The organism is Qipengyuania sp. Mu-71, from assembly GCF_036867055.1.
In the GTDB taxonomy this organism is placed as follows: Bacteria; Pseudomonadota; Alphaproteobacteria; order Sphingomonadales; family Sphingomonadaceae; genus Qipengyuania; species Qipengyuania profunda.
Window position 1 is genome coordinate 182,337 of record NZ_JBAJHR010000002.1, and the last position, 25,691, is coordinate 208,027.

Annotated in this window: 18 protein-coding genes; 17 read left to right on the plus strand and 1 reads right to left on the minus strand. The window is 61.5% G+C overall.

Going from position 1 to position 25,691, the window contains the following annotated elements:
* The first annotated feature begins 462 nt into the window (after nt 1-462).
* The 9 genes from V6B15_RS12680 to V6B15_RS12720 all read left to right on the plus strand — a co-directional run bounded on the left by V6B15_RS12680 (nt 463) and on the right by V6B15_RS12720 (nt 14,593).
* Nucleotides 463-3,489, plus strand: coding sequence for a TonB-dependent receptor (locus V6B15_RS12680; protein ID WP_334201496.1), 3,027 nt, complete (start codon nt 463-465; stop codon nt 3,487-3,489).
* A gap of 112 nt (nt 3,490-3,601) precedes the next feature.
* Nucleotides 3,602-5,152, plus strand: coding sequence for a tryptophan halogenase family protein (locus tag V6B15_RS12685; RefSeq protein WP_334201497.1), 1,551 nt, complete (start codon nt 3,602-3,604; stop codon nt 5,150-5,152).
* Nucleotides 5,153-5,154: 2 nt separating this feature from the next.
* Nucleotides 5,155-5,874 (plus strand): SapC family protein, encoded by a 720-nt coding sequence (locus V6B15_RS12690; RefSeq protein ID WP_334201498.1) that lies wholly within the window; start codon nt 5,155-5,157, stop codon nt 5,872-5,874.
* Nucleotides 5,867-6,898 (plus strand): cupin-like domain-containing protein, encoded by a 1,032-nt coding sequence (locus tag V6B15_RS12695; RefSeq protein ID WP_334201499.1) that lies wholly within the window; start codon nt 5,867-5,869, stop codon nt 6,896-6,898. Before V6B15_RS12690 ends, V6B15_RS12695 begins: the two co-directional genes overlap by 8 nt.
* Nucleotides 6,895-8,397, plus strand: a complete 1,503-nt coding sequence (locus V6B15_RS12700; protein ID WP_334201500.1) for a tryptophan halogenase family protein — start codon at nt 6,895-6,897, stop codon at nt 8,395-8,397. The genes V6B15_RS12695 and V6B15_RS12700 overlap by 4 nt, the downstream gene beginning before the upstream one ends.
* A 65-nt stretch (nt 8,398-8,462) precedes the next feature.
* Nucleotides 8,463-9,524: a LacI family DNA-binding transcriptional regulator gene (locus V6B15_RS12705; protein WP_334201501.1), complete on the plus strand. Its 1,062-nt coding sequence runs from the start codon at nt 8,463-8,465 to the stop codon at nt 9,522-9,524.
* On the plus strand, nt 9,521-10,720 hold the full coding sequence (locus V6B15_RS12710) for an MFS transporter (protein ID WP_334201502.1): 1,200 nt from the start codon (nt 9,521-9,523) through the stop codon (nt 10,718-10,720). The genes V6B15_RS12705 and V6B15_RS12710 overlap by 4 nt, the downstream gene beginning before the upstream one ends.
* Nucleotides 10,721-10,798: 78 nt before the next feature.
* Nucleotides 10,799-13,183, plus strand: a complete 2,385-nt coding sequence (locus V6B15_RS12715) for a glycoside hydrolase family 3 protein (protein WP_334201503.1) — start codon at nt 10,799-10,801, stop codon at nt 13,181-13,183.
* A 111-nt stretch (nt 13,184-13,294) separates the two neighbouring features.
* A complete protein-coding gene (locus tag V6B15_RS12720; protein WP_334201504.1) occupies nt 13,295-14,593 on the plus strand; it encodes a sugar MFS transporter in 1,299 nt (432 codons plus the stop codon).
* Nucleotides 14,594-14,737: 144 nt separating this feature from the next.
* Here the strand turns inward: V6B15_RS12720 and V6B15_RS12725 are convergent, their stop codons facing one another.
* On the minus strand, nt 14,738-15,007 hold the full coding sequence (locus V6B15_RS12725) for a metal-sensitive transcriptional regulator (protein WP_253521168.1): 270 nt from the start codon (nt 15,005-15,007) through the stop codon (nt 14,738-14,740).
* Between the two features lie 80 nt (nt 15,008-15,087).
* On the opposite strand from V6B15_RS12725, the gene V6B15_RS12730 reads away from it, so the two are divergent.
* The 8 genes from V6B15_RS12730 to V6B15_RS12765 all read left to right on the plus strand — a co-directional run bounded on the left by V6B15_RS12730 (nt 15,088) and on the right by V6B15_RS12765 (nt 25,685).
* The gene (locus V6B15_RS12730) at nt 15,088-16,779 is read left to right on the plus strand and encodes a copper resistance system multicopper oxidase (protein WP_334201505.1); all 1,692 of its coding nucleotides are present in this window, start codon (nt 15,088-15,090) and stop codon (nt 16,777-16,779) included.
* Nucleotides 16,776-17,855, plus strand: coding sequence for a copper resistance protein B (locus V6B15_RS12735; protein ID WP_334201506.1), 1,080 nt, complete (start codon nt 16,776-16,778; stop codon nt 17,853-17,855). Before V6B15_RS12730 ends, V6B15_RS12735 begins: the two co-directional genes overlap by 4 nt.
* Before the next feature lie 301 nt (nt 17,856-18,156).
* Nucleotides 18,157-19,527 carry a tyrosine-type recombinase/integrase gene (locus V6B15_RS12740; RefSeq protein ID WP_334201711.1) on the plus strand — a complete coding sequence of 457 codons (1,371 nt, stop codon included), beginning with the start codon at nt 18,157-18,159 and terminating at the stop codon, nt 19,525-19,527.
* A gap of 362 nt (nt 19,528-19,889) precedes the next feature.
* Nucleotides 19,890-20,819, plus strand: coding sequence for a HEPN domain-containing protein (locus tag V6B15_RS12745; RefSeq protein ID WP_334201507.1), 930 nt, complete (start codon nt 19,890-19,892; stop codon nt 20,817-20,819).
* Nucleotides 20,820-21,456: 637 nt separating this feature from the next.
* Nucleotides 21,457-21,711, plus strand: a complete 255-nt coding sequence (locus V6B15_RS12750; RefSeq protein WP_334201508.1) for a helix-turn-helix domain-containing protein — start codon at nt 21,457-21,459, stop codon at nt 21,709-21,711.
* A gap of 230 nt (nt 21,712-21,941) precedes the next feature.
* Nucleotides 21,942-23,552: a type I restriction-modification system subunit M gene (locus V6B15_RS12755; RefSeq protein ID WP_334201509.1), complete on the plus strand. Its 1,611-nt coding sequence runs from the start codon at nt 21,942-21,944 to the stop codon at nt 23,550-23,552.
* The gene (locus V6B15_RS12760) at nt 23,542-24,381 is read left to right on the plus strand and encodes an ORF6N domain-containing protein (protein ID WP_334201510.1); all 840 of its coding nucleotides are present in this window, start codon (nt 23,542-23,544) and stop codon (nt 24,379-24,381) included. Before V6B15_RS12755 ends, V6B15_RS12760 begins: the two co-directional genes overlap by 11 nt.
* Entirely contained in the window at nt 24,381-25,685 is a 1,305-nt protein-coding gene (locus V6B15_RS12765) for a restriction endonuclease subunit S (protein WP_334201511.1), read from the plus strand. The genes V6B15_RS12760 and V6B15_RS12765 overlap by 1 nt, the downstream gene beginning before the upstream one ends.
* Nucleotides 25,686-25,691 lie beyond the last annotated feature (6 nt).

Below are 25,691 nucleotides of genomic sequence, written 5' to 3' on the forward strand. Positions count from 1 at the left end.
TTTCGCCAAATTGTAATAGTGGCGCGCCCGATTCTTGGCCGCACGTGCGCAAAAGGCTACACTTGCCCGGGCAATTGTGGCGCTGCGCTGAACCACGCCGCAACGCTACGGCAAGCACTTGCTGGCACCATTGGGGCCAAGAGGGGACCGCGCGGAAACGCACTCCGCCGCATCCACGTATCGGCTCGGACCTGGAGATTGCCGCCCCGACGCATGCAGTCTTCGCCAGGGTCCAAACGATATCGGAGGAGCGGGGCCCAATCCTCCTACGCTCGTAAAGCCGTGGTCGGCGGCGCCACCCGGATAACATGCGCCAACTGCAACATTTTCGCCGCACTCATGCATTTTTGTGACCAGCCAATTCCAGCCGCGATTGACCAAGTGAACGTTAACATATATATCCTCGATCAAAATCAAGAAGCCTGCGCGCGCTGACGGCGCTTCGCAGGAGAGGGAGGGAAAATGAAGTTCGGCAACAAACAATCACTCGCGCGTTTCATGGCGGGCGCGTCGATCCTGACGCTGGGGGCGACGGCATCGACTGCCGCTGCACAGGATGTCGGGACAGGTGCTCAGCCTTCCGAGACTGCGCAGGAAGTCGCGGCTGACGATGGCGGCAACGTCATTATCGTTTCGGGCATCCGGGCCAGCCTACAGGACGCGATGAACATCAAGCGCGATGCGGTCGGTGTGGTCGATGCCATTAGTGCCGAGGACATCGGCAAGTTCCCTGACACCAATCTCGCCGAATCGTTGCAGCGCATTACCGGCGTGTCGATCGATCGCGAAAGCGGCGAAGGCTCGAAGGTCACCGTTCGCGGCTTCGGGCCGGACTTTAACCTCGTACTCCTCAATGGCCGCCAGATGCCGGCATCGGGTCTTGGCTCATGCTGCGAAGCGCCTGCGTCGCGCTCATTCGATTTCGCCAACCTTGCCTCGGAAGGCATTGCGGGCGTCGAAGTCTACAAGTCGGGGCGTGCGACACTTCCCTCCGGCGGCATCGGCTCGGTCATCAATGTGAAAACCCCGCGTCCGCTCGATCGGCCCGGATTCCAGGGCTCGATCGGCGTCAAAGGCGTTCTCGACCACACGTTCGAAGATACCGAAATCACACCCGAGATATCGGGTGTCATCAGCAAGACCTTTGCCGATGACACCTTCGGCATCCTGCTGAGCGGTTCGTACCAGCGCCGCAAGGCGTCGCTCGCCCAGTTCAACGCGGGCTGGCGCGAAGGGTATCTGGGCAGCGATTCCTCGAGCTGGGGTTCGCTGCCGACGACCGGAGCCGTGGAAAACCGCCCGGGTCCGGACGATATCTACCAGACGCCGCAGAACGCCGGTTACGATTTCACCAACATCGACCGGGAGCGTATCAATGGTCAGGCGGTGCTGCAGTTCAGCCCGTCCGACCAGTTTACCGCAACCGTCGACTACACCTTTTCGCAGAACACCATCGATGCGGAAACCAACAGCATCGGGGTCTGGTTCAATCACGGCGCGACCGCCAGCAGTTGGACCGATGACCCGGTGGCCGGCCCGAACTTCTACGCCGAGGACTTCGGCCCGGGCAAGGACCTCGCGATTACTGGTGCCGTTGCCGCCAACCGCAACACCAACCACTCGCTGGGCGGAAACCTGCAATGGAACCACCCGAGCGGATGGCGCTTCGAACTCGACGCGCACCATTCGACTGCGGAATCCGAACCGACCTCGCCCTTCGGCAGCAACATCGCTGTTGGCAGCGCAATCTTCGGTGTCCAGAATCAGCGTATCGACTTCACCAGCGACATGCCGGTCATCTCCGTGCAGATGTATCCGGGTTCCGAAATCGACGCGTCGAACATCCGGCCTTCCGGCAACGCCTTCCGTACGGCCTACATGAAGGACCGGATCAACGAAGTGCGCCTGTCGGGCGGCAAGGACTTCGACGACGGCTTTATCGAAAGCCTCGATTTCGGGGTAACCTATACTGACAACAAGGTTCGTTCGGCCTACGGCTTCCTTCAGACCGACAGCTGGGGCGGCACGCTGAGCGCAGAAGATACGCCCGACGGCCTGTACACGCTGCAGGACCTGCCGGACGACCTTGCAGGCATGGAAGGATCGGAAGATCCGGCGGTCATTCCGAACTACTTCAAGGTTGACACGGTCTCGCTGATCGACCTGCTGGACCGCGAGATCGGCGTCTGTACGACTCCCTGGGTCGGGACCCCGACCGGAGAGGGTTGTCTGGCCGAGTATACTGTCGACCGCTTGCTCAATGAGCGTACGATCGCCCCCTACCTCCAGACCATCCACGCCTTCGATATTCTGGCCGATGAGGCTCATTTGCGCCTCGGCCTGCGCTACGAGGCGACCGACGTCTCGAGTTCGGCCCTCGTGCCGTCGCCGGACGGCGCATCGCTCGTATCGTTCAACGAAATTGCGATTGTCGATTCAAACCCGTCGGATACGGTCTTCACGACGCTCAAGGGCAGCTACGACAACTGGCTCCCGGCGATCGATTTCGACATGACGCCAATCCAGGACGTGGTGCTGCGCGCATCGTACAGCCACACCATCACCCGTCCGGCCTACAACAACCTCGACGGTGGTCTCACAGTCAATTCGCCGGCGCGTGTGAGTGGTGGCAGCACCGGCTTCTCGGGCAACCCGGGCCTGCTTCCCTACAAGTCGAAGAATATCGACCTGTCGGCCGAGTGGTACTACGCCCCGGCCAGTTACCTCTCGGTCGGCTACTTCAACAAGAAGGTGTCGAACTTCATCGGCAACTCGATCCGTCAGTCCTCGGCATTCGACCTGCGCGATCCGAGCGCGGGCGCGATCTTCCGGGAGGCCGTTGCGCAGCAGGGAAGCAATGCGCCCTTCGCACCGGACGCGGCCAATCCGGGCGCTTCGATCCTCGACTACGTCGTTGCCAATTATCCGGACGCCGTCGACTATGATGCGGGCGGCATGCCGGTCGGCATCCTTGCCCAGCCCGGCGATCCCTTGCTGATCTTCAACATCAGCCAGCCGGGCAACAGCGACCAGAGCGCGACTCTTTCCGGTTGGGAATTCGCGATCACCCATAGCTTCTGGGATACCGGCTTCGGCGTCATCCTGAACTACACGATCGTGAATTCGAACACCGAATACGACCTGCTGCGTCCGGGCTTCGACCCCGAGCCGCAGTTCGCGGTGACCGGCGTAAGCGACAGTGCCAACGCAGTGCTCTACTACGACAAGGGCGGGTTCCAGGCGCGTGTCGCCTACAACTGGCGCGACGAGTTCCTGTCGGGCTTCGGGACCGATCCGTTCTTCACCGAGGAGTACGGCCAGTTCGATGTCAGCGCGAGCTACGAGTTCGCCAACGGCATCTCGGTCTTCGCCGAGGGCATCAATGTGACCAATGCGGACCGCAAGGGCCACATGCGTGCCGACCAGGCAGTATACTTCGCCGCCCCGGGCTATGCCCGCTATGCCGGCGGCGTCCGCTTTACCTGGTAACTGCAATCCGGACCCGCAGGTCCGGCCGATATTCGGGCAAGCGAGCCGCACTGCCCGCGCAGTGCGGCTCGTTTTGTATCCTGTGTGATGAGAGGGTATGGACGTCCGATCGATGAGGTCCGAGTTCAACAGGTTGGTGATCGTGGGCGGCGGGACGGCTGGCTGGCTGTCCGCCTGCCTGCTTGCGGCCCGACGGCCCGAGCTCGACGTGACACTCGTCGAGGCACCCGATATCCCGACCATCGGCGTCGGTGAAGGCAGCTGGCCGACACTGCGCGAGACGCTCGCCGCGATCGGGATCGACGAAGCCCGTTTCCTCAGCGCCTGCGACGCCTCGTTCAAGCAGGGATCGCGGTTCGATGGCTGGGTAGATGGGTCGGCCGATGACAGTTATTATCATCCCTTCACCCCGCCGGCGTCCGGGCCGATGGCGGACATCCTCTTCGCCTGGTCCGCACAGCACGGGAAGGCGGCTTCCTTTGCCGGGGCCGTGACGCCGCAGATCGCGGTTTGCGATCGCGACCTGGCGCCGCGCCAGCGTGCCATGCCGGCTTTTACGGGCGCGCTCAATTACGGCTACCATCTCGATGCAGGCAAGCTCGGGGCGCTGCTCGCCGAACATGGTACTGCCCATCTGGGCGTGAAGCACGTTCGCGCCCATGTAACAGGCGTCGAACGCGGCGAAGACGGCCTCCTTGCCAAACTCATGCTGCGCGGCGGCGATACGGTGGAGGGCGATTTCTTTATCGACTGCACCGGCATGGCAGCCCGGCTGATCGGCGACGAGCTTGGCGTTGGATGGCGCGACCGGTCGGATGTCTCGTTCAACGATCGCGCGCTGGCCATGCAGGTTCCGGTCGCGCCCGGCAGCGCCATCGCATCGCAGACGGTTGGCACCGCGCACAAGGCCGGCTGGCTGTGGGACATCGGCCTGCCCACGCGCCGCGGCATCGGCTGCGTATATTCCTCGCGCTTCCTGTCCGACGAAGAGGCCGAGGCAATTCTCGCCGACTATATCACGGCCAAGGTGCCCGGTGCCGATCCGGGGGCACTCGCGCCGCGGAAGCTGCAGTTTGCGACCGGCCATCGCGAACAGTTCTGGCGCGGTAACTGTCTTGCCGTAGGCCTGTCCGCCGGGTTCATTGAACCGCTCGAAGCATCGGCCATAGTGCTGATCGAATTGTCGTTGAAGGCGCTTGCCGATGCCTATCCGCACAGCCGCTCCGCGCTGCCGAGGCTGGCGGACCGGTTCAACGCCCTGTTCCGCTATCGCTGGGACCGGATCGTTGACTTCCTCAAGCTGCACTACGTGCTCAGCAAGCGCGGCGAACCCTATTGGCAGGCGCAGCGCGATCCAGCCACGATCCCGGAGACGCTCGCAGGCCAACTCGAACTCTGGCGCGATCACCCGCCTTCCGCGGCGGACTTCCCCCAGGTGGACGAGATCTTTTCCGCCTTCAGCCAGCAATATGTCCTGTACGGAATGGGCTTTCCCCTGCCCAGCGCCGCGCGGCCGGCGCCCGAACCCGATGCGCTGCGCCGGCTTGCCGAAGTGTCCGAACGCAGCCGCGCGCTCGCCGCTGCGCTGCCGTCCAACCGAACCTATCTCGATACATTGCGCGCGGCCGAGGCCGACCGCGGCGCGCAGGGAGCAATCGCCTGACCATGAGCAATCACCAAACCCTCAACAATTCGGACCATGCCGCGCTGCGCGTGCATACCGGTGCTGGCGCGCAGTTCGGCGATGCCGCGATGGCCGCGCTCGTCGTTCCGAATGAATTCCGGCAAGTCCAAGTCCATTACCCGATCGTCTTTCGGCGAGATAACGATGGCGGGCGGTTCAATGCGCTTGCCCTGCTCGGGTTCGAGAACGGCGAAAACCTGTTTCTCGAAGGCAGCGAATGGGATGCCGCCTATCGGCCGCTGTCGATGGCGATCCAGCCGTTCCTCGTCGGGCGCCCGGTAGATGAAAGCCACGAGCCCACCGTCCATATCGATATGGATCACCCGCGCATTTCGGCCGATGGCGAAGGCATACGGCTGTTCGACGAATTCGGCCGGCCGACGCCTTACGTGGAACAGATCTCGGCGCAGCTGGGCGATTTGCATGTCGGCTATGAAGACAGCGCCGCGTTTATCGCGGCGCTCGAACGGTACGAATTGCTCGAACCGTTCAGCTTCGAGGTTACGCTGGCGAATGGCGCCAAGAACACGCTCGTCGGCTTCCACATGATCAATGAAGACAAGCTGCAGCAACTCGACGGCGATGCGCTTGGCGCGCTTCACGCCGACGGCCACCTTATGCCGATCTTCATGGCGGTGGCGTCGCTGTCGAACCTTAGCGAGCTGGTCGAGCGCAAGAACAGGCGGGAGGCCCGTGGCTGAAGCCGATCCTTCGATCTTCGCGCAGATGAAACCGGTCGAAGTGCGCGAAGCTGCGGATTTTGCCGCGCTTTCGGCGCTGCTCGACGAGGCCAGCGCGCCATTCGTGGTGCGCGGCCTGGTGAACGACTGGCCACTGGTTGCGGCTGGCCTCGATTCGCCGCGCGCGGCGCGGTCCTACCTGCTGGGCAAGGCGCATCCCGTGCCGTTCGAAGTGACGATCGGCCAGCCGGGGCGCGACGGCCGGCTGTTCTACGAAGACGATTTCGCCATGAATTTCCGGCAGGCGCGCGGGAAACTGGCGGATATCTTCCGCGGCTTCGACGACAATGAAGGCCGCGCGGACGCGCCGGCAATCTACCTCACCTCGGTCGATATGAAGCTGTTCTTCGACGGCCTGGCCGATGAAAACCCCTCCCCGGTCCGCGGCCGCGATCCGCGCGAAAGCATCTGGATCGGCACGGATACGCGCGTCGCGGCGCATAATGATTTTCCGCGCAATCTCGCCTGTTGCGCCGTCGGCCGGCGGCGCTTCACGGTGTTCCCGCCCGAACAGTTCCGCAATCTCTATATCGGTCCGCTGGAAAACACGCCCGCGGGCCGCGCGGTCAGCCTGGTCGACTTCCACGATCCGGACCTGGCAGCATTCCCCCGTTTCGCCGAGGCGATGGCGCATGCCCGGGTCGCCGAACTCGAGCCGGGCGATGCGATCTACATCCCGTCGATGTGGTGGCACCATGTCGAAGGGCTGGAGGCCTTCAATGTCTTGGTGAATTACTGGTGGCGCGACACGCCGGGTTTTCTGGGGCAGCCCCAGGACGCGCTCAACCACGCGATATGGGCGCTGCGCGATCTGCCGCAGGAAGAGCGGGCCTTTTGGCGGCAGCTGTTCGATCACTACGTGTTCGAGAATCCGCCCGAGGTGACCGAGCATATTCCCGAACCGGCGTGCGGCATACTCGCGCCGCTTACCGCCGAAACCGCCAGCCGCATTCGCACCTTCCTGCTGAGGACACTGAACCGATGAGAAGCGATTTCAAACCCCGGCGCATCGTCGTGGCCGGCGGCGGCACCGCGGGCTGGATGGCTGCCGCAGCCATCGCCCACACCATGGGCGATGCGATCGATCTGACGCTGGTCGAAAGCGATGCCATCGGCACCGTCGGGGTCGGCGAGGCTACCATCCCGCCGCTGGTGCTGTTCAACCGCCTGATCGGCATAAGCGAAGCCGATTTCATGCGGGAAACGCAGGCCACCTTCAAACTCGGCATCGAATTCGAGAACTGGAAACGCGACGGCGAAAAATACTTCCATTCCTTCGGCAACACCGGGCGCGACCACTGGTCGGCCGGCTTCCAGCATTTCTGGGCCGAAGGGCGCGAACGCGGCCATACGGTCAGTTACGACGAATATTGCCTCGAGCTTGTCGCCGCCTACGCCCAGAAATTCGCCCATTTGCCCGAAAACGGCCTCAACTATGCCTATCACCTGAACGCGACCGCATATGCCGCCTATCTGCGCCGCATCGCCGAACAGGCCGGGGCGAAGCGCGTCGAGGGCAAGATCGGCCAGGTCGATATCGATGGCGAGACCGGCAATATCGCGGCGATCGGCCTAGAGGACGGAACTCGCCTCGAAGGCGATCTGTTCGTGGATTGCACCGGTTTCCGCGCGCTGCTGATCGAAGGCGCGCTGCATGTCGGCTATGACGACTGGTCGCATTATCTGCCCTGCGACAGCGCCATCGCGGTGCAGACCGAACTGGCCGCCCCCCCGGTGCCCTACACCCGCGCGATCGCGCATGATGCGGGATGGCAATGGCGCATTCCGCTGCAGCACCGGGGCGGAAACGGCATCGTCTATTGCAGCCGCTACCTGTCGCAGGACGCCGCGCATGATCGCCTGATGTCGACGCTCGAAGGCAAGCCGATCAGCGAGCCGCGCGCAATCCCCTTCACCACCGGCGCGCGGCGCAAGCAATGGCACCGCAACTGCATCGCCATCGGTCTGTCGTCCGGCTTCCTGGAGCCGCTTGAATCGACGAGCATCCACCTGATCCAGCGGGCGGTCATCCGGCTCTTGCGGATGATGCCGGCAGGCGATGTGAGCGAGCGCGACATTGCCGAATTCAACGACCAGCAGCTGACCGACATGATCCAGGTCCGCGACTTCCTGATCCTGCACTACAAGGCCACCGAGCGGCGCGACAGCCCGTTCTGGCGTCAGTGCGCAACGATGGATATTCCCGACAGCCTGACGCAGAAGATCGAACTGTTCCGCGAAACCGGGCGGGTGTTCCGCAAGAACGAGGAACTGTTCGTCGAGAACAGCTGGATCCAGGTCATGCTGGGCCAGGGGATCATGCCGCGCGCCTTCCACCCGGTCGCCAAGAAGATGACCGACGAAGAGCTGGCGCATTTCCTCCAGACGCTGCGCGAGAAAGTGGCCCGCACCGTTGCCAACCTGCCCGACCACCATGCCTATGTCGCGCAATACTGCGGGGCAAAAACCGCCCAGGCAGCCTAGACCGGGGTTCAATGCCCGGCCGGTTCGTATTAGCACGGTCTGAGTTTCGGGGGGTTAGCTATTCCATGGGCCGGCGGCGCCAGTCAGTGACCATCAAGCACGTCGCAGCCGATGCGGGGGTTTCCCTGCAGACGGTCAGCCGCGTCATCAACAAGGAACCGAACGTACGCCCGGCCATGAAGGAGCGCGTTCAGGCGAGCATCGACAAGCTGGGATATGTCCCCTCGATCGCGGCGCAGCGGATGAGCGGATCGCGGTCCTACCTGATCCTGGCGATCAACGACCGCGACCGCACGATTGCCGATTGGCGAGCCCGCGATGGCCGCGACTGGGTCGACCAGATGCTGCTCGGCGGCATGCTGACCGCGGCCGAACGCGGCTACCGGATGATCTTCGAACTGATCGATACGCATAGCGACCATGTGGAGCGCGAACTCGGCGCGGCGATCGCGGCTTTGCAGCCCGACGGCGTTATCGTCACACCGCCGCATTCGGAAAATCCGCAGATTACCGGATTGCTGGCCGAAAACGGCATTCCGTTTGCGCGCATCGGCTCGAAAGAGGACGGTCCGGGCATCGCCATGACCATGGGCGACGAGCTGCTCGCGGGCAAAGCCACCGACCATCTTATCGAACTCGGCCACATGCGCATCGGCTTTATCGCGGGGCCGGACGAATACAGCCTCGCGGGCTGGCGCACCGATGGTTGGCGCGAAGCGATGGGGAATGCCGAGCTCGATTGCGAAGACCTGCTCGAACAGGGCGATTTCGGCTTTGAAAGCGGGCTTGCCGCAGCGCAGGCATTGCTCGACCGCGAAAATCCCCCGACGGCGATCATCGCCAGCAGCGACCAGATGGCTCTCGCAGCGCTCGATGTGGCCAAGGAACGCGGCCTCGACGTCCCGCGCGATCTGTCGATCGTCAGTTTCGACAACACACCCATCGTGCGCTTCGCCACGCCGTCGCTCACTGCCGTCGACCAGCCGATTGCGCGCACCGCCGCACGGGCGGTCGAATTGCTGATCGATTTCAACAAGCATGGCGCGCCCCAGGCGCCGGTGGTGGTCGAAGGCGAGCTGATCGTCCGCGCCTCCACGGCCCGCGCGCCCACGCGTTCCCGCACTTGAGCCGGGACGCGGGCATAACCCAATCGCGCCGGTTCCTGTGGCTTTACGCGCTCGCGGTGGCCGGCGGCGCGGTATCCTACGTTCCGTTCCTCACTCTGCTGCTTCCCCTCAGGGCCAGCGAAATGGCCGGCGCGGGCACGATCGATCTGCTGGCTTACGCCGCCTTCGCCGGGGCGATCGCCGCGAGTTGTGCCAATATCGGCTTCGGCTGGCTGAGCGATGTGACGCGCCGGCGCAAACCGTGGATCGTCGCCGGGATGCTCTCGTCGAGCCTGCTGCTGCTGTGCGTGCCCCTTGCGCAGGACCGGACCCAGCTGCTGATCGCGATCGTCGCGTGGCAATTGGCGGTGAACATGATGCTCGCGCCGTTGGCCGCCTGGGCCGGCGATGTCGTGCCCGACAATCAGAAAGGCTTTCTCGGCGGCCTCCTGGCCTTCGCGCCGACGCTGGGTGCGCTGTCGGGGGCATTCGTGACCATCCCGGGGCTGGCCGGATCGGACCTGCGCCTGGGTCTCGTCGCGGGACTGGTCGTGCTGATGGTGCTGCCGGTGGTGGTGTTCGGCCGTCCGCGGCCGATGCCGCACCTGATGGCGGACAAGCCGGCGAGCCCGCATGGACATCGCCGGGCGGCCCGCGACATGGTCGCCCGGATGTGGCTCGCCCGGTTGCTCGTCCAGATCGCCGAAGCGACCATGTTCGCCTACCTGCTGGTATGGATATCGGGGATCAAGCCGGATTTCGGCGACAGTGGCACCGCGCGTATCTTCGCGCTCGTGCTCGGCCTGTCGGTGCCGCTGGCCCTGCTTGCAGGCCGCTGGTCCGATGTCCGCAGCCGTCCGATCCTGCCGCTGGTGCTGGGTTCGGGGATCGGCAGCATCGGCCTCGCCATCATGGCCCTGTCCGAGGGGCTTGCCGGGGCGCTTTTCGGCTATGTCGTCTTCGGCCTGTCGACCAGCGTGTTCCTGGCGCTGCATTCCAGCCAGACGCTGAGGTTTCTTCCCAAGCCTGCACGGCGCGGCCGCGATCTCGGCTTTTTCAACCTCACCAACACGGTGCCCAGCCTGATCATGCCATGGCTGACGCTGGCCATGGTCCCGGTGTTCGGTTTCAGCGGGCTCTTCTGGGTTCTTGCCGGGCTCGCTGCGCTGGCAACGCTCCTGCTGGCAACCAGGCTGCGCGGTGAAAACGCCGCTTGATTTTACCGCATACGCGTGGCACCCCAGCCCGATTGATAACGTTCTCATTTGAACAAGGGAGCGGGAGGGATGGCTGGAATGAGAGCGTTTTTACTGGCGACGGCTGCAGCAATCGGGCTGGCGGGATGCACCACGGTTCCCGCCCCTGCCGCGAGCGCACCGCCGGCGCCAACCGCGCCCATCGCCGATGAAGATGCGCGCATTGCCGATCTCGTCGCGCGGATGAGCCTCGAGCGCAAGGTCGCGCAGCTGATCCAGCCGCAGATCGGATCCTTCACTGCGGACGACATGCGCCGCTATCGCTTCGGCAGCTATCTCAATGGCGGAAACCGCGGCCCCTATGGCGATGAATTCGCCCCCGCTTCGCAATGGCTTCGCCATGCCGACGAAATGTATCTCGCCTCAGTGGCGCCGCTGACAGGCGGAGAACCCGTCATCCCGACCATGTGGGGCACCGACGCGGTGCACGGCCACACCAATGTCGTGCGGGCGACCATCTTTCCGCACAACATCGGCCTGGGCGCGGCGCGCGACCCCGATCTCGTCCGCCGGATTGGCAAAGCGACCGCCGTCGAGATCGAGGTGACCGGAATCGACTGGAATTTCTCGCCCACCGTCGCTGTCGCCCGCGACGACCGCTGGGGCCGGACCTATGAAAGCTATTCCGAAGATCCCGCCATCGTCGCCCCCCTTGGCGCCGCGCTCGTCGAAGGTCTGCAGGGGCGCAAGGGCGACGCCGACCGTCTCGGCGCCGGGCACGTCATCGCCACCGCCAAGCATTTCTTTGGCGATGGCGGGACCGACCAGGGGGTCGACCAAGGCGAGGTCACCGGGGACATCGAAGCGCTGAAGGTGATCCATGCCGCCCCCTACCCCGCGACGATCGATGCGGGCGTCGAAGCGATCATGGCCAGCTTCAATTCGATCAACGGCGTCAAGATGCATGGCAACAAGATGCTGCTTACCGATGTCCTGCGCGGCGAGCTGGGCTTCGACGGACTCGTGGTCGGCGACTGGAACGGCCACGGCCAGGTTGCCGGCTGCACCAATACCGATTGCCCCCAATCGCTGCTCGCCGGGCTCGACATCTACATGGTGCCCGACGACTGGAAGGGCCTGTACGATACGCTGCTCACCCAGGTCCGGGACGGAACCATCCCGGTGCCGGTCCTCGACGAAGCGGTCAGCCGTATCCTCCGCGTCAAGATGCGCGCCGGCCTGCTGGACGAATTCGTCCAGCCGTCCGCGCGGCCCAATGCCGGCGAATACCATTTGCTGGGCTCGCCCGGGCACCGCGCGATCGCCCGCGAAGCGGTCGCCAAATCGCAGGTCCTGCTGAAGAACGACGGCGTGCTGCCGCTGGCCGAAGGCGCCGACATCCTCGTCGCCGGGAGCGCGGCCGACAGCATCGCGCAGGCCGCGGGCGGATGGACGCTCACCTGGCAGGGCGGGCTTGAACTCGCGAACGCAGAACATTTCCCCGGCGCGACCTCGATCTGGCAGGGCCTCAAGGACGCTGCCGAAGCGCGCGGCGGCAGCGCGACGCTGTCGGTCGATGGCACCTATGCCGCCAAACCCGACGCCGCGATCGTGGTCTTCGGCGAAGAACCCTATGCGGAATTCGCCGGCGACCGGAAACACCTCGGCTTTTCCGACGAAGAGGGGCTCGGCCTGCTGCGCAAGTTCGCGGCCGAAGGCGTACCCACGGTCGCCGTGTTCCTGTCGGGCCGCCCGATGTGGATGAACCGCGAACTCAACCTCGCCGACGCCTTTGTCGCCAGCTGGCTTCCGGGCAGTGAGGGCGCGGGTGTTGCCGATGTCCTCACTGGCGCGGTGCCGGCCACGGGCAAACTCGGCTTCAGCTGGCCCGAACGCTGCGATTATGGCCCGCTCAACGGCCCCGAAGGCGCGCTTTTCCCGGTCGGCTACGGCCGGTCGCTGGCGGACACCGCGCCGCTGCGCAAGCTCGACGAGAATTGCGCTCCGCTCGAACAGGGGCCCGCGCTCGACTGGTATGTCAACGGCCGCCTCGCCGACGGGGTGCTGGCCAATACCGCGAGCGGCAAGCTCGACAATCTGCGCGGCGAAGCGGGCGGGATCACCGCCCTGGGCCTCGACCGGAGCGCGCAGGAAGATGCGCGCAGCGTAACCTTCGCGCCGGGCGCCACGCTCGAACTGTCGCAGGGCGGCGGCAACAGCGGCTACGGCTACCGCATCCTCTACGCAGTCACCGACCGGCCCCAGGCTCCCGTGACGCTCGCGGTCGGTTCGGGTGAACCGCTCGACATCACGCAGCAGCTGGCAGTCGCAGCGGGCAAGAGCTGGCGGGAGATGATCATCACCGGCGCTTGCACCACCGATCTCGGCCCGACGCTGACCTTCGCATCGCAAGGCGCTTTCGCGCTGAGCATCGGGACCATCGTGCGCGAGGAATTTGCAGACGGAACCGACTGTTCGTTCTGAGCAGACCGGTTCAAACTCCCGGCGTAAGGCGGCACGCGCCTGACACCGGGAGCCATAGAATACAAACCGGGCCCCACCAGGGTCGCACCGGGTCTTGGGAGGACAACTGACATGGCACTGGCACCCGACGCTGCAACGAGCGCAATCTCCGGTTCAATCGAGGACGACAGGCCCCCAGTCGACGCACCGGGCCTGCAGTATTTCGTATTCGGCCTGTTTTTCATCTTCGGCGGCATCACGTCGCTCAACGACGTGATCATCCCCAAGCTGAAGGAACTGTTCACGCTCAACTGGACCGAGGCGATGCTGGTCCAGTTCTGCTTCTTCGCCGCCTATGCGATCATCGGCATACCGGGCGCGAAACTGGTCAAGAAGATCGGCTACATGCGCGGCGCGGTCGCGGGCCTGCTCACCATGATGGCGGGCTGCCTGCTGTTCATCCCGGCCAGCCAGACGGCGACCTATGCGATCTTCCTGTTCGCGCTGTTCGTCCTCGCCAGCGGTGTGGTGATCGTCCAGGTCGTCGCGAACCCGCTGATCAGCCTGCTCGGCCCGCCCAGCACCACGCACAGCCGGCTGACCTTTGCGCAGGCGTTCAATTCGCTCGGCACAACCATTTTCCCGATCGTCGGGGCGGCGCTCATCCTTGGCAGCCTGGCCACGATCAGCGCCGACCAATTGTCCGGCGCCGACCTCCAGGCCTATCGCCAGGCGGAAAGCGAGGCGATCTGGCAGGGTTATCTCGGCCTGGCAGCGCTGATTGCGCTGGTCGCTCTCGCGGTCTGGCTGTTCCGCAACCGCCTGCAGGGCGAAACGCACGACGCCTCCGAAGGGCTCGCCGGGCTCGACCTGCTGAAGCGCGGCCGCTTCGGCTATGGCGCGCTGTGCATCTTCCTTTACGTCGGCGCCGAAGTGTCGATCGGCTCGGTCGTTATCAATTACCTGTCCGGAGAACGCGTTCTGGGTCAGCCCGAAAGCGTGATCGGCTGGATGATCGGCCTGTATTGGGGCGGCGCGATGATCGGCCGGTTCATCGGATCGGTGTTCCTGCGCCTCTTCAGCCCGGGCAAGATCCTTGCCTTCAACGCCGCTGGCGCCATTGCACTGATCGTAATCTCGACCACCAGCAGCGGTTCCATCGCCGCTTACAGCTTGCTCGCCGTGGGTCTGATGAACTCGATCATGTTCCCGACGATCTTCTCGCTCGCTTGCGAAAAACTGGGTCCGCGCGCAGCCGACGGTTCGGGCATCATCAACGTGGCGATCTGCGGCGGCGCTATCGTCCCGCTTGTCTACGGCGTCGTGGCCGATGCCACGGGCGGGGATCTGGCCGTCGCGATGATCATCCCGATCATCTGCTATGCAATCATCGCCGGGTTTGGCGTCTTTGCAAGGAAGCCCGCCAGCTAGGACTTGGCGGTCGGGAATGGCTCGAGGGCACGACATCGGCCTGGGCGTCCATCCCGGGCAGATGCAATAGGCGCTCCGAACCCGGTCGCAAGGTGACCGCCGTCAGCGGATTCGTCCGCGCCCACCCGAGACGCGGCGTGACGGTCAACGCCGCTTGGCGAACAGGTCCACCAGTTCCTCGAACTTTTCGCGCTGGTCGGCCTCGTCACCGCTGGCGATGGCTTCGGCTACGCAGCAGGCGGCATGATCCTTCAGAATCTGCGTTTCCACCTTGGCGAGCGCGGATTTTACCGCCTGCAACTGATGGAGAATATCCATGCAGTACCGGTCATCCTCGATCATCTGCGCGAGACCGCGCACCTGCCCCGCGATCCGGTTCAGCCGATTGATTTTTGCGGTCTTTGCGTCAGCCATGGCCCAAGTGTCCGATTGTCATACCCCATGGGGGTATATATAGCCGGCATCGACGGATCAATCTTTTGCAAGGCTCCCCAATGCCCTCGCTTTCCCGACGACATCTAATCCGCAGCACCGCTGCCCTGGCTGCTGCCAGCGCGCTTCCGATGCCCGCCTGGGCCCGCGGCGCGTCGCTGACGCACGCGCGCAACGGCTTCGGCGAAGTGGGGGGCGAGGACATTGCGCTTGCCATTGGCAACCATCATTTCACGGCTAGCGGCCGCTCGGGCCACGCCTTCGCCGTAAACGGCACCGTGCCGGGGCCACTGGTGCGCCTGCGCGAAGGCCAGACCGCGCGGCTGCATGTGACGAACAATCTGGACGAGGACAGCTCGATCCACTGGCACGGCCTGCTCGTGCCGTTCCAGTTCGACGGGGTGCCCGGCGTCAGCTTCCCCGGCATCAAGCCGGGCGAGACCTTCACCTACGAATTCCCGATCCGCCAGAGCGGCACTTATTGGTGGCACTCGCACTCGGGCCTGCAGGAACAGGCTGGGCATTACGGCCCGATCATCATCGAGAGTGCGGAACCGGATCCGCGCTACGACCGCGATTACGTGGTGTTGCTGTCCGAGTTCACGCCGCTGCATCCGCACGAGATCATGCGCAAGCTGAAGGTCGGCGAGCATTACTTCCAGCGCCAGATGCAGACCGCGACCGAAGGCGACATGCCGGGCGAAATGCGGCGCATGTGGGGGCAGATGCGGATGAACCCGCGCGACATTTCCGACGTGACGGGCACCGCCTATACCTTCCTCATCAACGGGCACGGCCCGCAGGACGATTTGCAACTGGCCTTCGCCCCGGGCGAGCGCGTGCGGCTCCGGGTCATCAACGGATCGGCGATGACCTTCTTCAACGTTCGAATTCCCGGTGTGCCGATCACCGTCATCGCAGCCGACGGGCAGGATGTGGACGCAGTGCAGGTGGACGAATTCCAGATCGGCGTCGCCGAGACCTATGATGTGATCGTGACCCCGCCGGACGGGAGCCACGCGATCGTGGCCGAGGCGATGGACCGCAGCGGGATGGGGATCTCCAGCCTGACGAGCCACCAGGGTCATATCGCCACCGCGCCGCCGCTGCGGGAAATCCCGACGCTGACGATGGCCGATATGGGCATGATGGACCATTCCGGAATGAACGGAATGCAAGGCATGGACCACTCGATGCGGGACAAGTCGCTCGTTCCCGATGATGTCGAGGTCGGGCCGGGCGTGGACATGATCGCACCGATGCCGATGGACCGCATGGATTTCCCCGGCCTCGGCCTCGACGGGGTCGGCCACCGCGTGCTGCGCTACACCGATCTCAAGGCCAGGCGGATGAACCCGCATCGCAGCATAGACCGCGAGATGGAAATCCATCTTACCGGCAATATGGAACGCTACATGTGGTCGTTCGACGGCAAGAAATTCACCGCCGTCACCGACGACCCGATCCGCTTCGGCTATGACGAGCGGGTCCGGGTGAAACTGGTCAACCAGACCATGATGGCGCACCCTATCCACCTGCACGGCCATTTCTTCGAGCTGGTCAATGGCGCGGACCATATGCATCAGCCGTTGAAGCACACCGTCATCGTCCAGCCCGGTGGCACCGCGACCTTCGACCTGACCGCGAACGAGCCGGGCGACTGGGCCTTCCACTGCCACCTGCTCTACCACATGCACGCAGGAATGATGCAAGTGGTGACAGTGCGGCCATTCCCCGAGGGAGGCGCATCATGATGCGCGTTGCAGTGCTTGCCGGGGCGATGGTGGCGGCTACGCCGCTGGCTGCGCAGGACCATTCGGCGCACGACGCGAAGCCTGCCGCGCAGTCCGAGATGGATCACTGTGCGATGGGCCACCTGCCGCCCGAAAAATGCCCGCCCAAGATTGAGCAGGAACCCTCGCCGGAACCCGAGATCGATCATTGCGCGATGGGGCATCTTCCACCCGAGCAATGCCCGCCGAACGAGCGCACCGACGACGACGCACCCATGGCGGGCATGGCGGGCATGGACCATGGAGCGCATGCCGCGATGACGGACAAGGCCGCACCCGGGGCCGCAGCTGAAGATGCCATCCCGCCTCGCGCACTGGAAGGCCCGCGATATGCGGCCGATGCAATCTGGGGCCGCGACGCAATGGCCCCCGCACGCACGCAACTGGCACGCGAAAACGGCGGCATGACCACCGGCACGATTCTGGTCGAGCGGCTGGAAGCGCGGATCGCAACCGATGGCGGCGAAGACGGCTATGTGTGGGATGCACAAGCCTGGTATGGCGGCGACATCGATCGCTTCGTGCTCAAGACCGAAGGCGAGGGTGAATTCGGCGGCGCATTGGAGGATGCCGAAATTCAGGCGCTCTACAGCCGCGCGATCAGCCCGTTCTTCGATCTGCAGGCGGGCGTGCGGCTCGACCTCGAGCCCGACAGCCTCACGCATCTCGTGGTCGGTCTGCAGGGCCTCGCGCCCTACATGGTCCATCTCGACGGGTCGCTGTTCCTGTCGGACCGCGGCGATCTGACCGCGCGGGTCGGGGCCGAATACGATCAGAAGATCACCCAGCGCCTGATCCTGCAACCGCGCATCGAGGCGGGTTTTGCCGCGCAGGACATTCCGGAGCGCGAAGTCGGCTCCGGGATTACCAGGGTAGAGCCGGGACTACGCCTGCGATACGAGATCCTGCGCGAATTCGCGCCCTATATCGGGATCGAATACGAAGCGAAGCTGGGCGAGACCGCCGACATTGCTCGGGCGGACGGACGAGACCCGGATGGTGTGAAGGCCGTCATCGGCCTGCGAGCATGGTTCTAGCTACCCACGCCGGTCCTCAACGTCTTCGGAAGAGAGACTCCCATCTCAAGCCCACCACAATTCTGGGCGGACGTCAGATCAGGATGGCGGTTGGGGTCACGGTGAGGTTGTCCCGCCAGGAACCGGCCGCGAATGGTGCACCCGACAGGATTCGAACCTGTGGCCTCTGCCTTCGGAGCCGGTACAGAACGGGTACGCCAGACTACGAAATACTACTCTAAACTACTGTTTTATATAGATTTAGATTGAACTCGGATTTCGCTGGCGTACCCAAATCTACGCCCCGGTTTTCCTCCGAGTGATGACACCACAGTTACTCAAAAACGGGGCTCTGGAAACGGAGATCGCCGTGGTCAAATTAACGAAGCGCACCGTCGAGGCAGCCAAGTCTCAGGCAAAAGACTATATCATCTGGGATGAAGAGCTACCCGGTTTTGGGCTCCGAGTATACCGGTCGGGCAAGCGCAGCTACGTAATTCAGTATCGCCAAAGAGGGCGGGCTAGACGGCTTACGCTTGGGCTGCACGGCGTGTGGACAGCGGAACTGGCCCGCCGCGAAGCGAAGGCTCAGTTGGGACGTGTCGCGGGAGGCGACGATCCGGCAGAGGAGCGCCTTGAAGATCATCGTGCGATCACGATGAAGGACCTCTGCAAGCGCTACATTCAGGACCTCGATGATGGCCTGATTCTCGGCAAAGGAGGGCGACCGAAGAAGCAATCGACCATCGATACCGATATCGGTCGGATCAAGAGACACATCATTCCGCTGATCGGAACCCGGCGCGTCAAAGACCTTACCAGAGCTGATATGGTCAAGATTATGCGCGACATCATGGCGGGTCGGTCGCGGATCATCGTCAAAACCAAGAAGCTGCGGGGAAAGTCCATCGTGAGGGGCGGTCCTGGCACTGCCACCCGGACTCTTGGCCTCATTGGAGGAATACTCTCATACGCCATTGATCTGGGGATCATCGACCACAATCCCGCGCACGGCATCAAGAAGCCGAAATACAAGGTTCGCGAGCGGCGTTTGACCGAAGTCGAGTACGGCATTCTCGGAAGCATGCTGGGAGACGCGCAGGCACAAGAAAAATTCTGGCCGACAACGGACATCATTCGCCAGATCGCTTTGACCGGATGCAGGCGCGGCGAGATTATCAATCTCAAATGGTGCGACGTGGACCTGGATGGTAGTTGCCTACGGCTTTCCGAAAGCAAGGAAGGCAGATCGATCCGGCCCATAGGCCTGCCTGTTGTCGAATTTCTCGAGGCACAGCGCCAGACTGCTACGGGTAGCTACGTGTTCCCAGGGTATGGCGAAGACAATGCTTTCGGCGGCTTCCCAAACCACTGGGAAGCCTTGTTTAAGGGCTCTCCATTGGAGGGGGTCACGGCCCACGTTCTGCGTCACAGCTTTGCAAGCATTGGCAATGATCTTGGATTTACCGAGATCACCATTGCTGCGCTTTTGGGGCACGCCAAAGGATCGATCACAAGCAGGTATATCCACGTCTTGGACGCTACGCTTATCACTGCTGCCGATATGATTGCGGGGTATGTCAGCGCTTTGCTCAATGGCACGAACTTCCAGCGAGGCAGCTTTGCGCTGGACCGCACTGCACGAAAGAGCGCCGTGAGCGAATTTATCGCCGAGCGTGCAGCCGGATCATGAAGCAGGTTCCGATGCAAACCTTCCAGCACACTCCTACTGTAAACGCGATTCAAGCCCCCTCCCCAGAAATGGGGATGGCTAACCCTGTGGATAAAGCTGTGGACCCTTCGGACTATCAGGAACCGCTGGACTCGGACGATCAGGAACCGAAAATTCGGACTATCGGGAACCGAAACAGCCCTCAAACCCGCAGAAACGCTGGGATAGCGAGCCCCTTAACTATGCTAACAAACAATCCTGTCGGATTGTTGCTAACGCGAACCGCCAGCGCGCGGCTCCTCAGCGCTTTGGGGTGCGCCGTCGCAGCGCGCCTCGCGACTTGGCAGGTGCAAGAATCTCATGTGCTTGCTAGAGATTGAGCGATGAAGACCGACCTCGATCATCTGCCCCCGCAAAAGCAGCGCGAGCTTGAGCGCGTGGTGCAGTTGATCTTCGAAGAATTTGATGATGCCTTCGCGCTGGCTAAGCATGAGTGGAAGAAGGCCGGGCGCATTCTCAAAGTGATCCTCTACGGCAGTTATGCGCGGGGAACCTGGGTAGATGAGCCGCACACGGCCAAAGGCTATCAGTCAGATTATGACCTGTTGGTGATCGTCAATGACAGCAGACTGACGGACCGAGTGAAATACTGGGCCAAACTCGATGAGCGGCTGATGCGCGAATACGGCGTGACCAAGACGCTCCACACGCCAGTGAATTTCATCGTTCACACGCTGCAAGAGGTGAACGACGGCCTCGCGCATGGGCGCTACTTCTTCATGGACGTGAAACAGGATGGGGTCGCGCTTTATCAATCCGACGACTCCGAACTACACACGCCCAAACCCAAGACGACCGAGCAGGCGCTCTGTATGGCGCAGGAGTACTTCGATGAGTGGTTCAAGTCATCGATGCGCAAGTTCAAGCTTACGCAAGATGCGGTGGATCAGGAGTTTTTCAAAGAAGCTGCGTTTCTAATGCATCAAGCGACCGAGAGCTTATACCACTGCGTGCTGCTGGTCTGCACCTTCTACACGCCGCACGTGCACAATCTCGGCTTCCTGCGCACCCAAGCCGAGCGGATCGATGCACGCCTCACCTATGTCTGGCCGCGCGACACGCGGGCCGACCGAGCGCGCTTCGAGAAGCTCAAGGAAGCCTACGTCAAGGCACGCTATTCGAAGCACTACCGCATCACCAAAGAAGAGCTCGAATGGCTCGGTAAGCAAGTCGAGGAGCTAGGCCGCGTCGTGCATGAGCTGTGTTTGGAGCGGCTTGAAGAGCTCAAGAGCGACGCAAGCGGCACACGCTAACTCGCGCATTGGGCGCGTCTGACCGCACGCTCAATCGCAGCGTCGCTGACAGCTTTTTGATCCTTTTCCATCACCCCAAGTGTGACAGAGACGCAGCGCGGCGGCAGTTGCGTTGCAGTCTGGCTGCAAGAATTGTGATGCGTTTTACGAGCCTCTCAAGGTCATCCTGAGTGTTGGAATCGCTATTTTCAGAAAGGCGGCAGAATCGGGCGAATTTTGATGGGAGGAAAGGAGGGCGAGATAAAAGCACCGCCGTCGGTCGGGTGGTATGTAGCTGGTTTTGCTTAGAAATATGCGACGGCTCCCAATATCGCAAGCTGGCGGTCCCATCAAAATTGCGTTCGATTTCAGCGCAGGATGCGACGGCGGTCCTGCGATCACGCCTTTGTGCCCTTCTCAAGCTTCCCGATCGGACTGTCCGTGAGCATGCAAGCGCACATCTGACTGTACGATTGGGCCAACTGTCCGCGCCTGTCGTGGCGGTATCGCAAAAACGGCGGCTCCAGCGTACAAACGTCATGTGGCGAAAGTGGTCTTGGTTGATCGATAATCCAGGTCGATGGCGGGCCTGACTTGCTCCCCTCTATGTCCCCCAGGTCGGTCCGTCATCACCCGGCAGATGAAAGGATCGACCAGCATGCCGTCAGCAGTCACAACAGAGCATCTTCGCGAGCAACACAAACTCCCCGTTATCGAGCCAATCTCTTTGCGTGTGCCGCATGCCTGCCGCTATCTCGGGATCAGTCGTAGCACGCTGTATGTCCTGATCTCGAACAAGGAGATCGAAATCGTCAAGCTGGGTAGTTCGACGCTCGTGCTGACCGAGAGTTTGCGAAGCCTTGTCGAGCGCAGGCGCAATGGCGATCGTCAGCCCGAAGGTTCGATTGAATGAAGCTGCGTCTCGATTTCGGCACTATGTTTTTTCTGACAGCGCCTGCCCGATGGAGCCGGGTGGGCAGTGCACAGTAACCCATACCAAAATGAAAGCGACGAGCTTATCCGACCGATTACGGAGCCCAGTTAGTGTTGATGTGCATCGCTTGTTGTCTGTGCGGCAGATTGAAGGCGCAACTGCAAAGGCTCATGATTGCGTAAGCAATTGCTTTTGTAAGCTGCTATCGTATGAGGAAGCGAAATTTTGCAGGGAATGACATGGCGCGGGGACGACCAAGAAAAGAAGTTGCAAAGAAGGCAGCAAGTACTGAATCTTTTGAAGCACCGCTCTGGGCTGCTGCGGACAAGTTGCGTGGTAATATGGATGCCGCAGAGTATAAACATGTTGCCCTTGGTTTAATCTTTCTCAAATATATTTCGGATCGCTTCACTGAACGACAAGCGGAGGCGCTCTCTGATCCTGAAAATTCCATGTTTGCAGAGGAACGTGATTGGTACACCTCTGAGAGTGTGTTTTGGGTGCCGGAACATGCGCGGTGGGATTTCCTTAAGGCGAATGCGACGAGTACAGACCCGACGATCGGTGCGCTGATCGACAAGGCGATGCTCGCGATTGAGACTGAGAACCCAACACTCAAAGGCGTTCTGACGAAGAACTACGCTCGGCCCGAACTCGATCAGACCAAGCTCGGCGAGGTGGTCAACCTCTTCTCGAATCTCGCATTCCGCGATGAGCATAATGGTCAGGACGTACTTGGCCGAGTCTATGAGTATTTTCTGGGCCAATTCGCTATCGCGGAGGGCAAGCGCGGTGGCCAGTATTACACCGCGGGTTGTGTCGTCCGGCTCCTTGTGGCCATGATCGAACCTTTCAAGGGTCGCGTATACGACGCTTGTTGCGGGTCCGGTGGTATGTTCGTGCAATCCGAGCAATTTGTCGAAGCGCACAACGGTAAACGGAATGATATCTCCGTTTACGGGCAGGAATCGAATCCGACGACGTGGCGGCTCGCTAAGATGAATCTAGCGATCCGAGGTATCGAGGCCAACCTTGGTTCTAAGTGGGCCGACACCTTTCATGAAGACCTCCATCCGGGCTTGAAAGCCGATTATATTCTTGCCAATCCGCCGTTCAATGACAGCGATTGGGGGCGTGATCGTCTCGAGAATGATAATCGCTGGAGGTTTGGTAAGCCCCCGGCGAGCAATGCCAACTTCGCCTGGGTGCAACATTTTATCCATCACCTCGCGCCTAGTGGCATTGCTGGGTTTGTATTGGCCAATGGTTCGTTATCGAGCCAACAATCAGGCGAAGGCGACATTCGGCGCGAGCTGATCGAGAAAGATTTGATCGACTGCATAGTGGCTCTACCTGGCCAGCTTTTCTCGACAACGCAAATTCCGGTCTGCCTCTGGTTCGTCGCGCGCGACAAGTCGAACGGATTGGTCAAGGATAAGAAGCTGCGCGATCGCCGTGGTGAAACGCTTTTCATTGATGCCCGGAGCCTCGGCACGATGAAAACGCGGACCCTAAAGGAATTGACTGACGACGATATCGCATTGGTCGCTGACGCTTACCATGCTTGGCGTGAGAAAGGCGACCAATACGAGGATGTGGCAGGCTTCTCCAAATCGGTTAGCAACGAAGAGATCGCGAAACAGAGTCACGTGCTTACACCGGGGCGCTATGTCGGGACAGAAGCGCGCGAGGAGGATGCTGAGCCATTCGCCGACAAAATGCAGCGCCTCACGAGCACATTGAAATCGCAGATGGAAGAAGGCGCCGAGCTGGATCTCGAAATCCGCACTCAGCTTACCAAGGTCGGTTATGGCTGGTGACAAGTCTGGTTCGACATCACAGGATGTGATTTCAAGTACGGACGCACAGCAGCCGCCGGTGTATCATTATCGGGGCGAGCCGGTAATAATGGACTCTGATCTCGCAGCCCGGTTTGGAATCGAAACCCGCGCCTTGAACCAGCAAGTGCGGCGCAATGGCGATAAGTTCGGCGACGACTTCGCCTTCCAGTTGACCGCCGAAGAATTTGCCGACTTGAAATCACAAAATGTGACATCAAGCGGTGGCCATGGAGGGCGGAGGAAACCGCCGACAATGTTCACTGAGCACGGAGTGGTGATGGCAGCGACCGTCGTCAAATCTCCGCAAGCCATCGCCGCCTCACGCTATATCGTTAGAGTCTTCGTAGAGGCGCGGCGAAATCAGATCGCGCTTACTAATGGTCGCAACACAAAGTCAGTCATAGATGGAAACGCTCTTACGCCTCACGGCGGCGCGGCATTGAGTGGATCGCTTCAAAAGGGCGAAACACTGATCGACCGCGCGCTTGCGACTATCGTCAACCCACGCGAAGGCACAACTTTGCGTGACGAAGGCAGAGAGATCATCGCCGAAGGCGTGGGTTTCGTGAAGGAATGGCTGAAAAAGCCGGGAGCCGGTAATGACAAGATCGCAGCCGAAATCGCCAAGCTGATCGCCGAGCACGATGCAATACGCGGAGCGACCCCAAGCGCTAGCGCTGAGGCGCGAATGAAATTGCTCGCGGCTACGGCACGGGAATTGCGTTTTGTGCTCGCCGCTGAGCGCGCGCGCGAAACGGGCGACGTCGAGGAGTTCATGCAGGTTCTCAAAGAACTGGGGGATGCGTGATGGCTGGTGATGCTCCCGCGGAACTATATGCCCCGGCATTTGATTTTGGTACTGATCCCGTGCCGCTAATCGAACTCGCCGACTGGTTTAATGGACTGGCATTCAAGAATATCGATTTTTCTACCGATGGCCTTCCAGTCGTAAAGATCGCTGAGATTAAGAACGGCATTTCAGACTCAACAAAACGAACCCAAGCAGACTACGATCCACGAGTCAGGCTCGCAGATGGAGATCTTCTGTTTTGCTGGTCTGGTCAGCCGGAGACATCGATCGGCACGTTCATTTGGTCGCAGGGCGATGCTTGGCTGAACCAGCATATTTTTCGAGTAGTGGCAAAGGAAGCCGTTGATCCCGATTTCCTTCACTTCCTCATGCTCTACCTTCAACCAAACTTTCAAGCGATCGCAGCGAACAAGCAGACCACTGGACTTGGGCACGTTACCAAGCGCGATTTGGGTGATATTCTGGTTCAGTTGCCTGATATTGCCGAACAACTGCGTATCGTTGAGGTCTTGCAGCCAATCCAGGAACGCATTGCGCTCGCAGTCAAAATGGCCGCAACGCTGGAAGAGACAGCTCAATCGCTTTTTCGGAGCTGGTTTGTCGATTTTGATCCTGTCCAAGCAAAAGCAAAAGGTATCGACCCAGGTCTCCCTACCGATCTCGCAGACCTTTTTCCAAACCGGTTCGGCGATGACGGATTGCCAGAAGGATGGCAGATTAAACAAGCCAATGAAATCGCCGAATTGATCCGAGATGGCGTGGAACCTAGCGAGCTTGATCCATCTACTCCCTATGTTGGATTGGATAGTATGCCCAAGCGGCAGCTAGGACTGGCGGCTTGGGGAAACGCATCCGATGTAAACAGCTTAAAGACGCGGTTCTCAAAAGATGATTTGCTGTTTGGAAAACTCCGGCCTTATTTTCATAAAGTCGTCATAGCTCCCATCGACGGCATCTGTTCTTCCGACATATTCGTGTTCCGAGCTTTGGAGGCTGATCGACGCTTTTATTTCTATTTGGCGTTTAACGACGAGCAATTTGTAGCATCTGCTAGCGGTGCTGCAACAGGAACGCGGATGCCCAGAGCCGATTGGAAGCATATGGGTCGGCAACGATGCGCCATCGGTCCAAGCCCTTTGATGCAAACATTTGAGAAGTTAGCCGAAAGCTTCATTGCGCCGATTGCGGTGAGTCATGCTGAAGCACGTTCATTGACAGAGCTAAGAGACAACCTTCTTCCTAAGCTGATATCTGGTGAGGTGCGTATTGCCAGTGCCGTTGATGCAGTTGCCGCCGCATGAGAACTT

Bases quoted from the DNA above. Each gene is read 5' to 3' on its own strand.
- V6B15_RS12680 (WP_334201496.1), top strand. From the start codon at position 463: ATGAAGTTCGGCAACAAACAATCACTCGCGCGTTTCATGGCGGGCGCG.
- V6B15_RS12685 (WP_334201497.1), top strand. From the start codon at position 3,602: ATGAGGTCCGAGTTCAACAGGTTGGTGATCGTGGGCGGCGGGACGGCT.
- V6B15_RS12690 (WP_334201498.1), top strand. From the start codon at position 5,155: ATGAGCAATCACCAAACCCTCAACAATTCGGACCATGCCGCGCTGCGC.
- V6B15_RS12700 (WP_334201500.1), top strand. From the start codon at position 6,895: ATGAGAAGCGATTTCAAACCCCGGCGCATCGTCGTGGCCGGCGGCGGC.
- V6B15_RS12705 (WP_334201501.1), top strand. From the start codon at position 8,463: ATGGGCCGGCGGCGCCAGTCAGTGACCATCAAGCACGTCGCAGCCGAT.
- V6B15_RS12715 (WP_334201503.1), top strand. From the start codon at position 10,799: ATGAGAGCGTTTTTACTGGCGACGGCTGCAGCAATCGGGCTGGCGGGA.
- V6B15_RS12720 (WP_334201504.1), top strand. From the start codon at position 13,295: ATGGCACTGGCACCCGACGCTGCAACGAGCGCAATCTCCGGTTCAATC.
- V6B15_RS12725 (WP_253521168.1), bottom strand. From the start codon at position 15,007: ATGGCTGACGCAAAGACCGCAAAAATCAATCGGCTGAACCGGATCGCG.
- V6B15_RS12730 (WP_334201505.1), top strand. From the start codon at position 15,088: ATGCCCTCGCTTTCCCGACGACATCTAATCCGCAGCACCGCTGCCCTG.
- V6B15_RS12735 (WP_334201506.1), top strand. From the start codon at position 16,776: ATGATGCGCGTTGCAGTGCTTGCCGGGGCGATGGTGGCGGCTACGCCG.
- V6B15_RS12740 (WP_334201711.1), top strand. From the start codon at position 18,157: ATGACACCACAGTTACTCAAAAACGGGGCTCTGGAAACGGAGATCGCC.
- V6B15_RS12745 (WP_334201507.1), top strand. From the start codon at position 19,890: ATGAAGACCGACCTCGATCATCTGCCCCCGCAAAAGCAGCGCGAGCTT.
- V6B15_RS12750 (WP_334201508.1), top strand. From the start codon at position 21,457: ATGCCGTCAGCAGTCACAACAGAGCATCTTCGCGAGCAACACAAACTC.
- V6B15_RS12755 (WP_334201509.1), top strand. From the start codon at position 21,942: ATGAGGAAGCGAAATTTTGCAGGGAATGACATGGCGCGGGGACGACCA.
- V6B15_RS12760 (WP_334201510.1), top strand. From the start codon at position 23,542: ATGGCTGGTGACAAGTCTGGTTCGACATCACAGGATGTGATTTCAAGT.
- V6B15_RS12765 (WP_334201511.1), top strand. From the start codon at position 24,381: ATGGCTGGTGATGCTCCCGCGGAACTATATGCCCCGGCATTTGATTTT.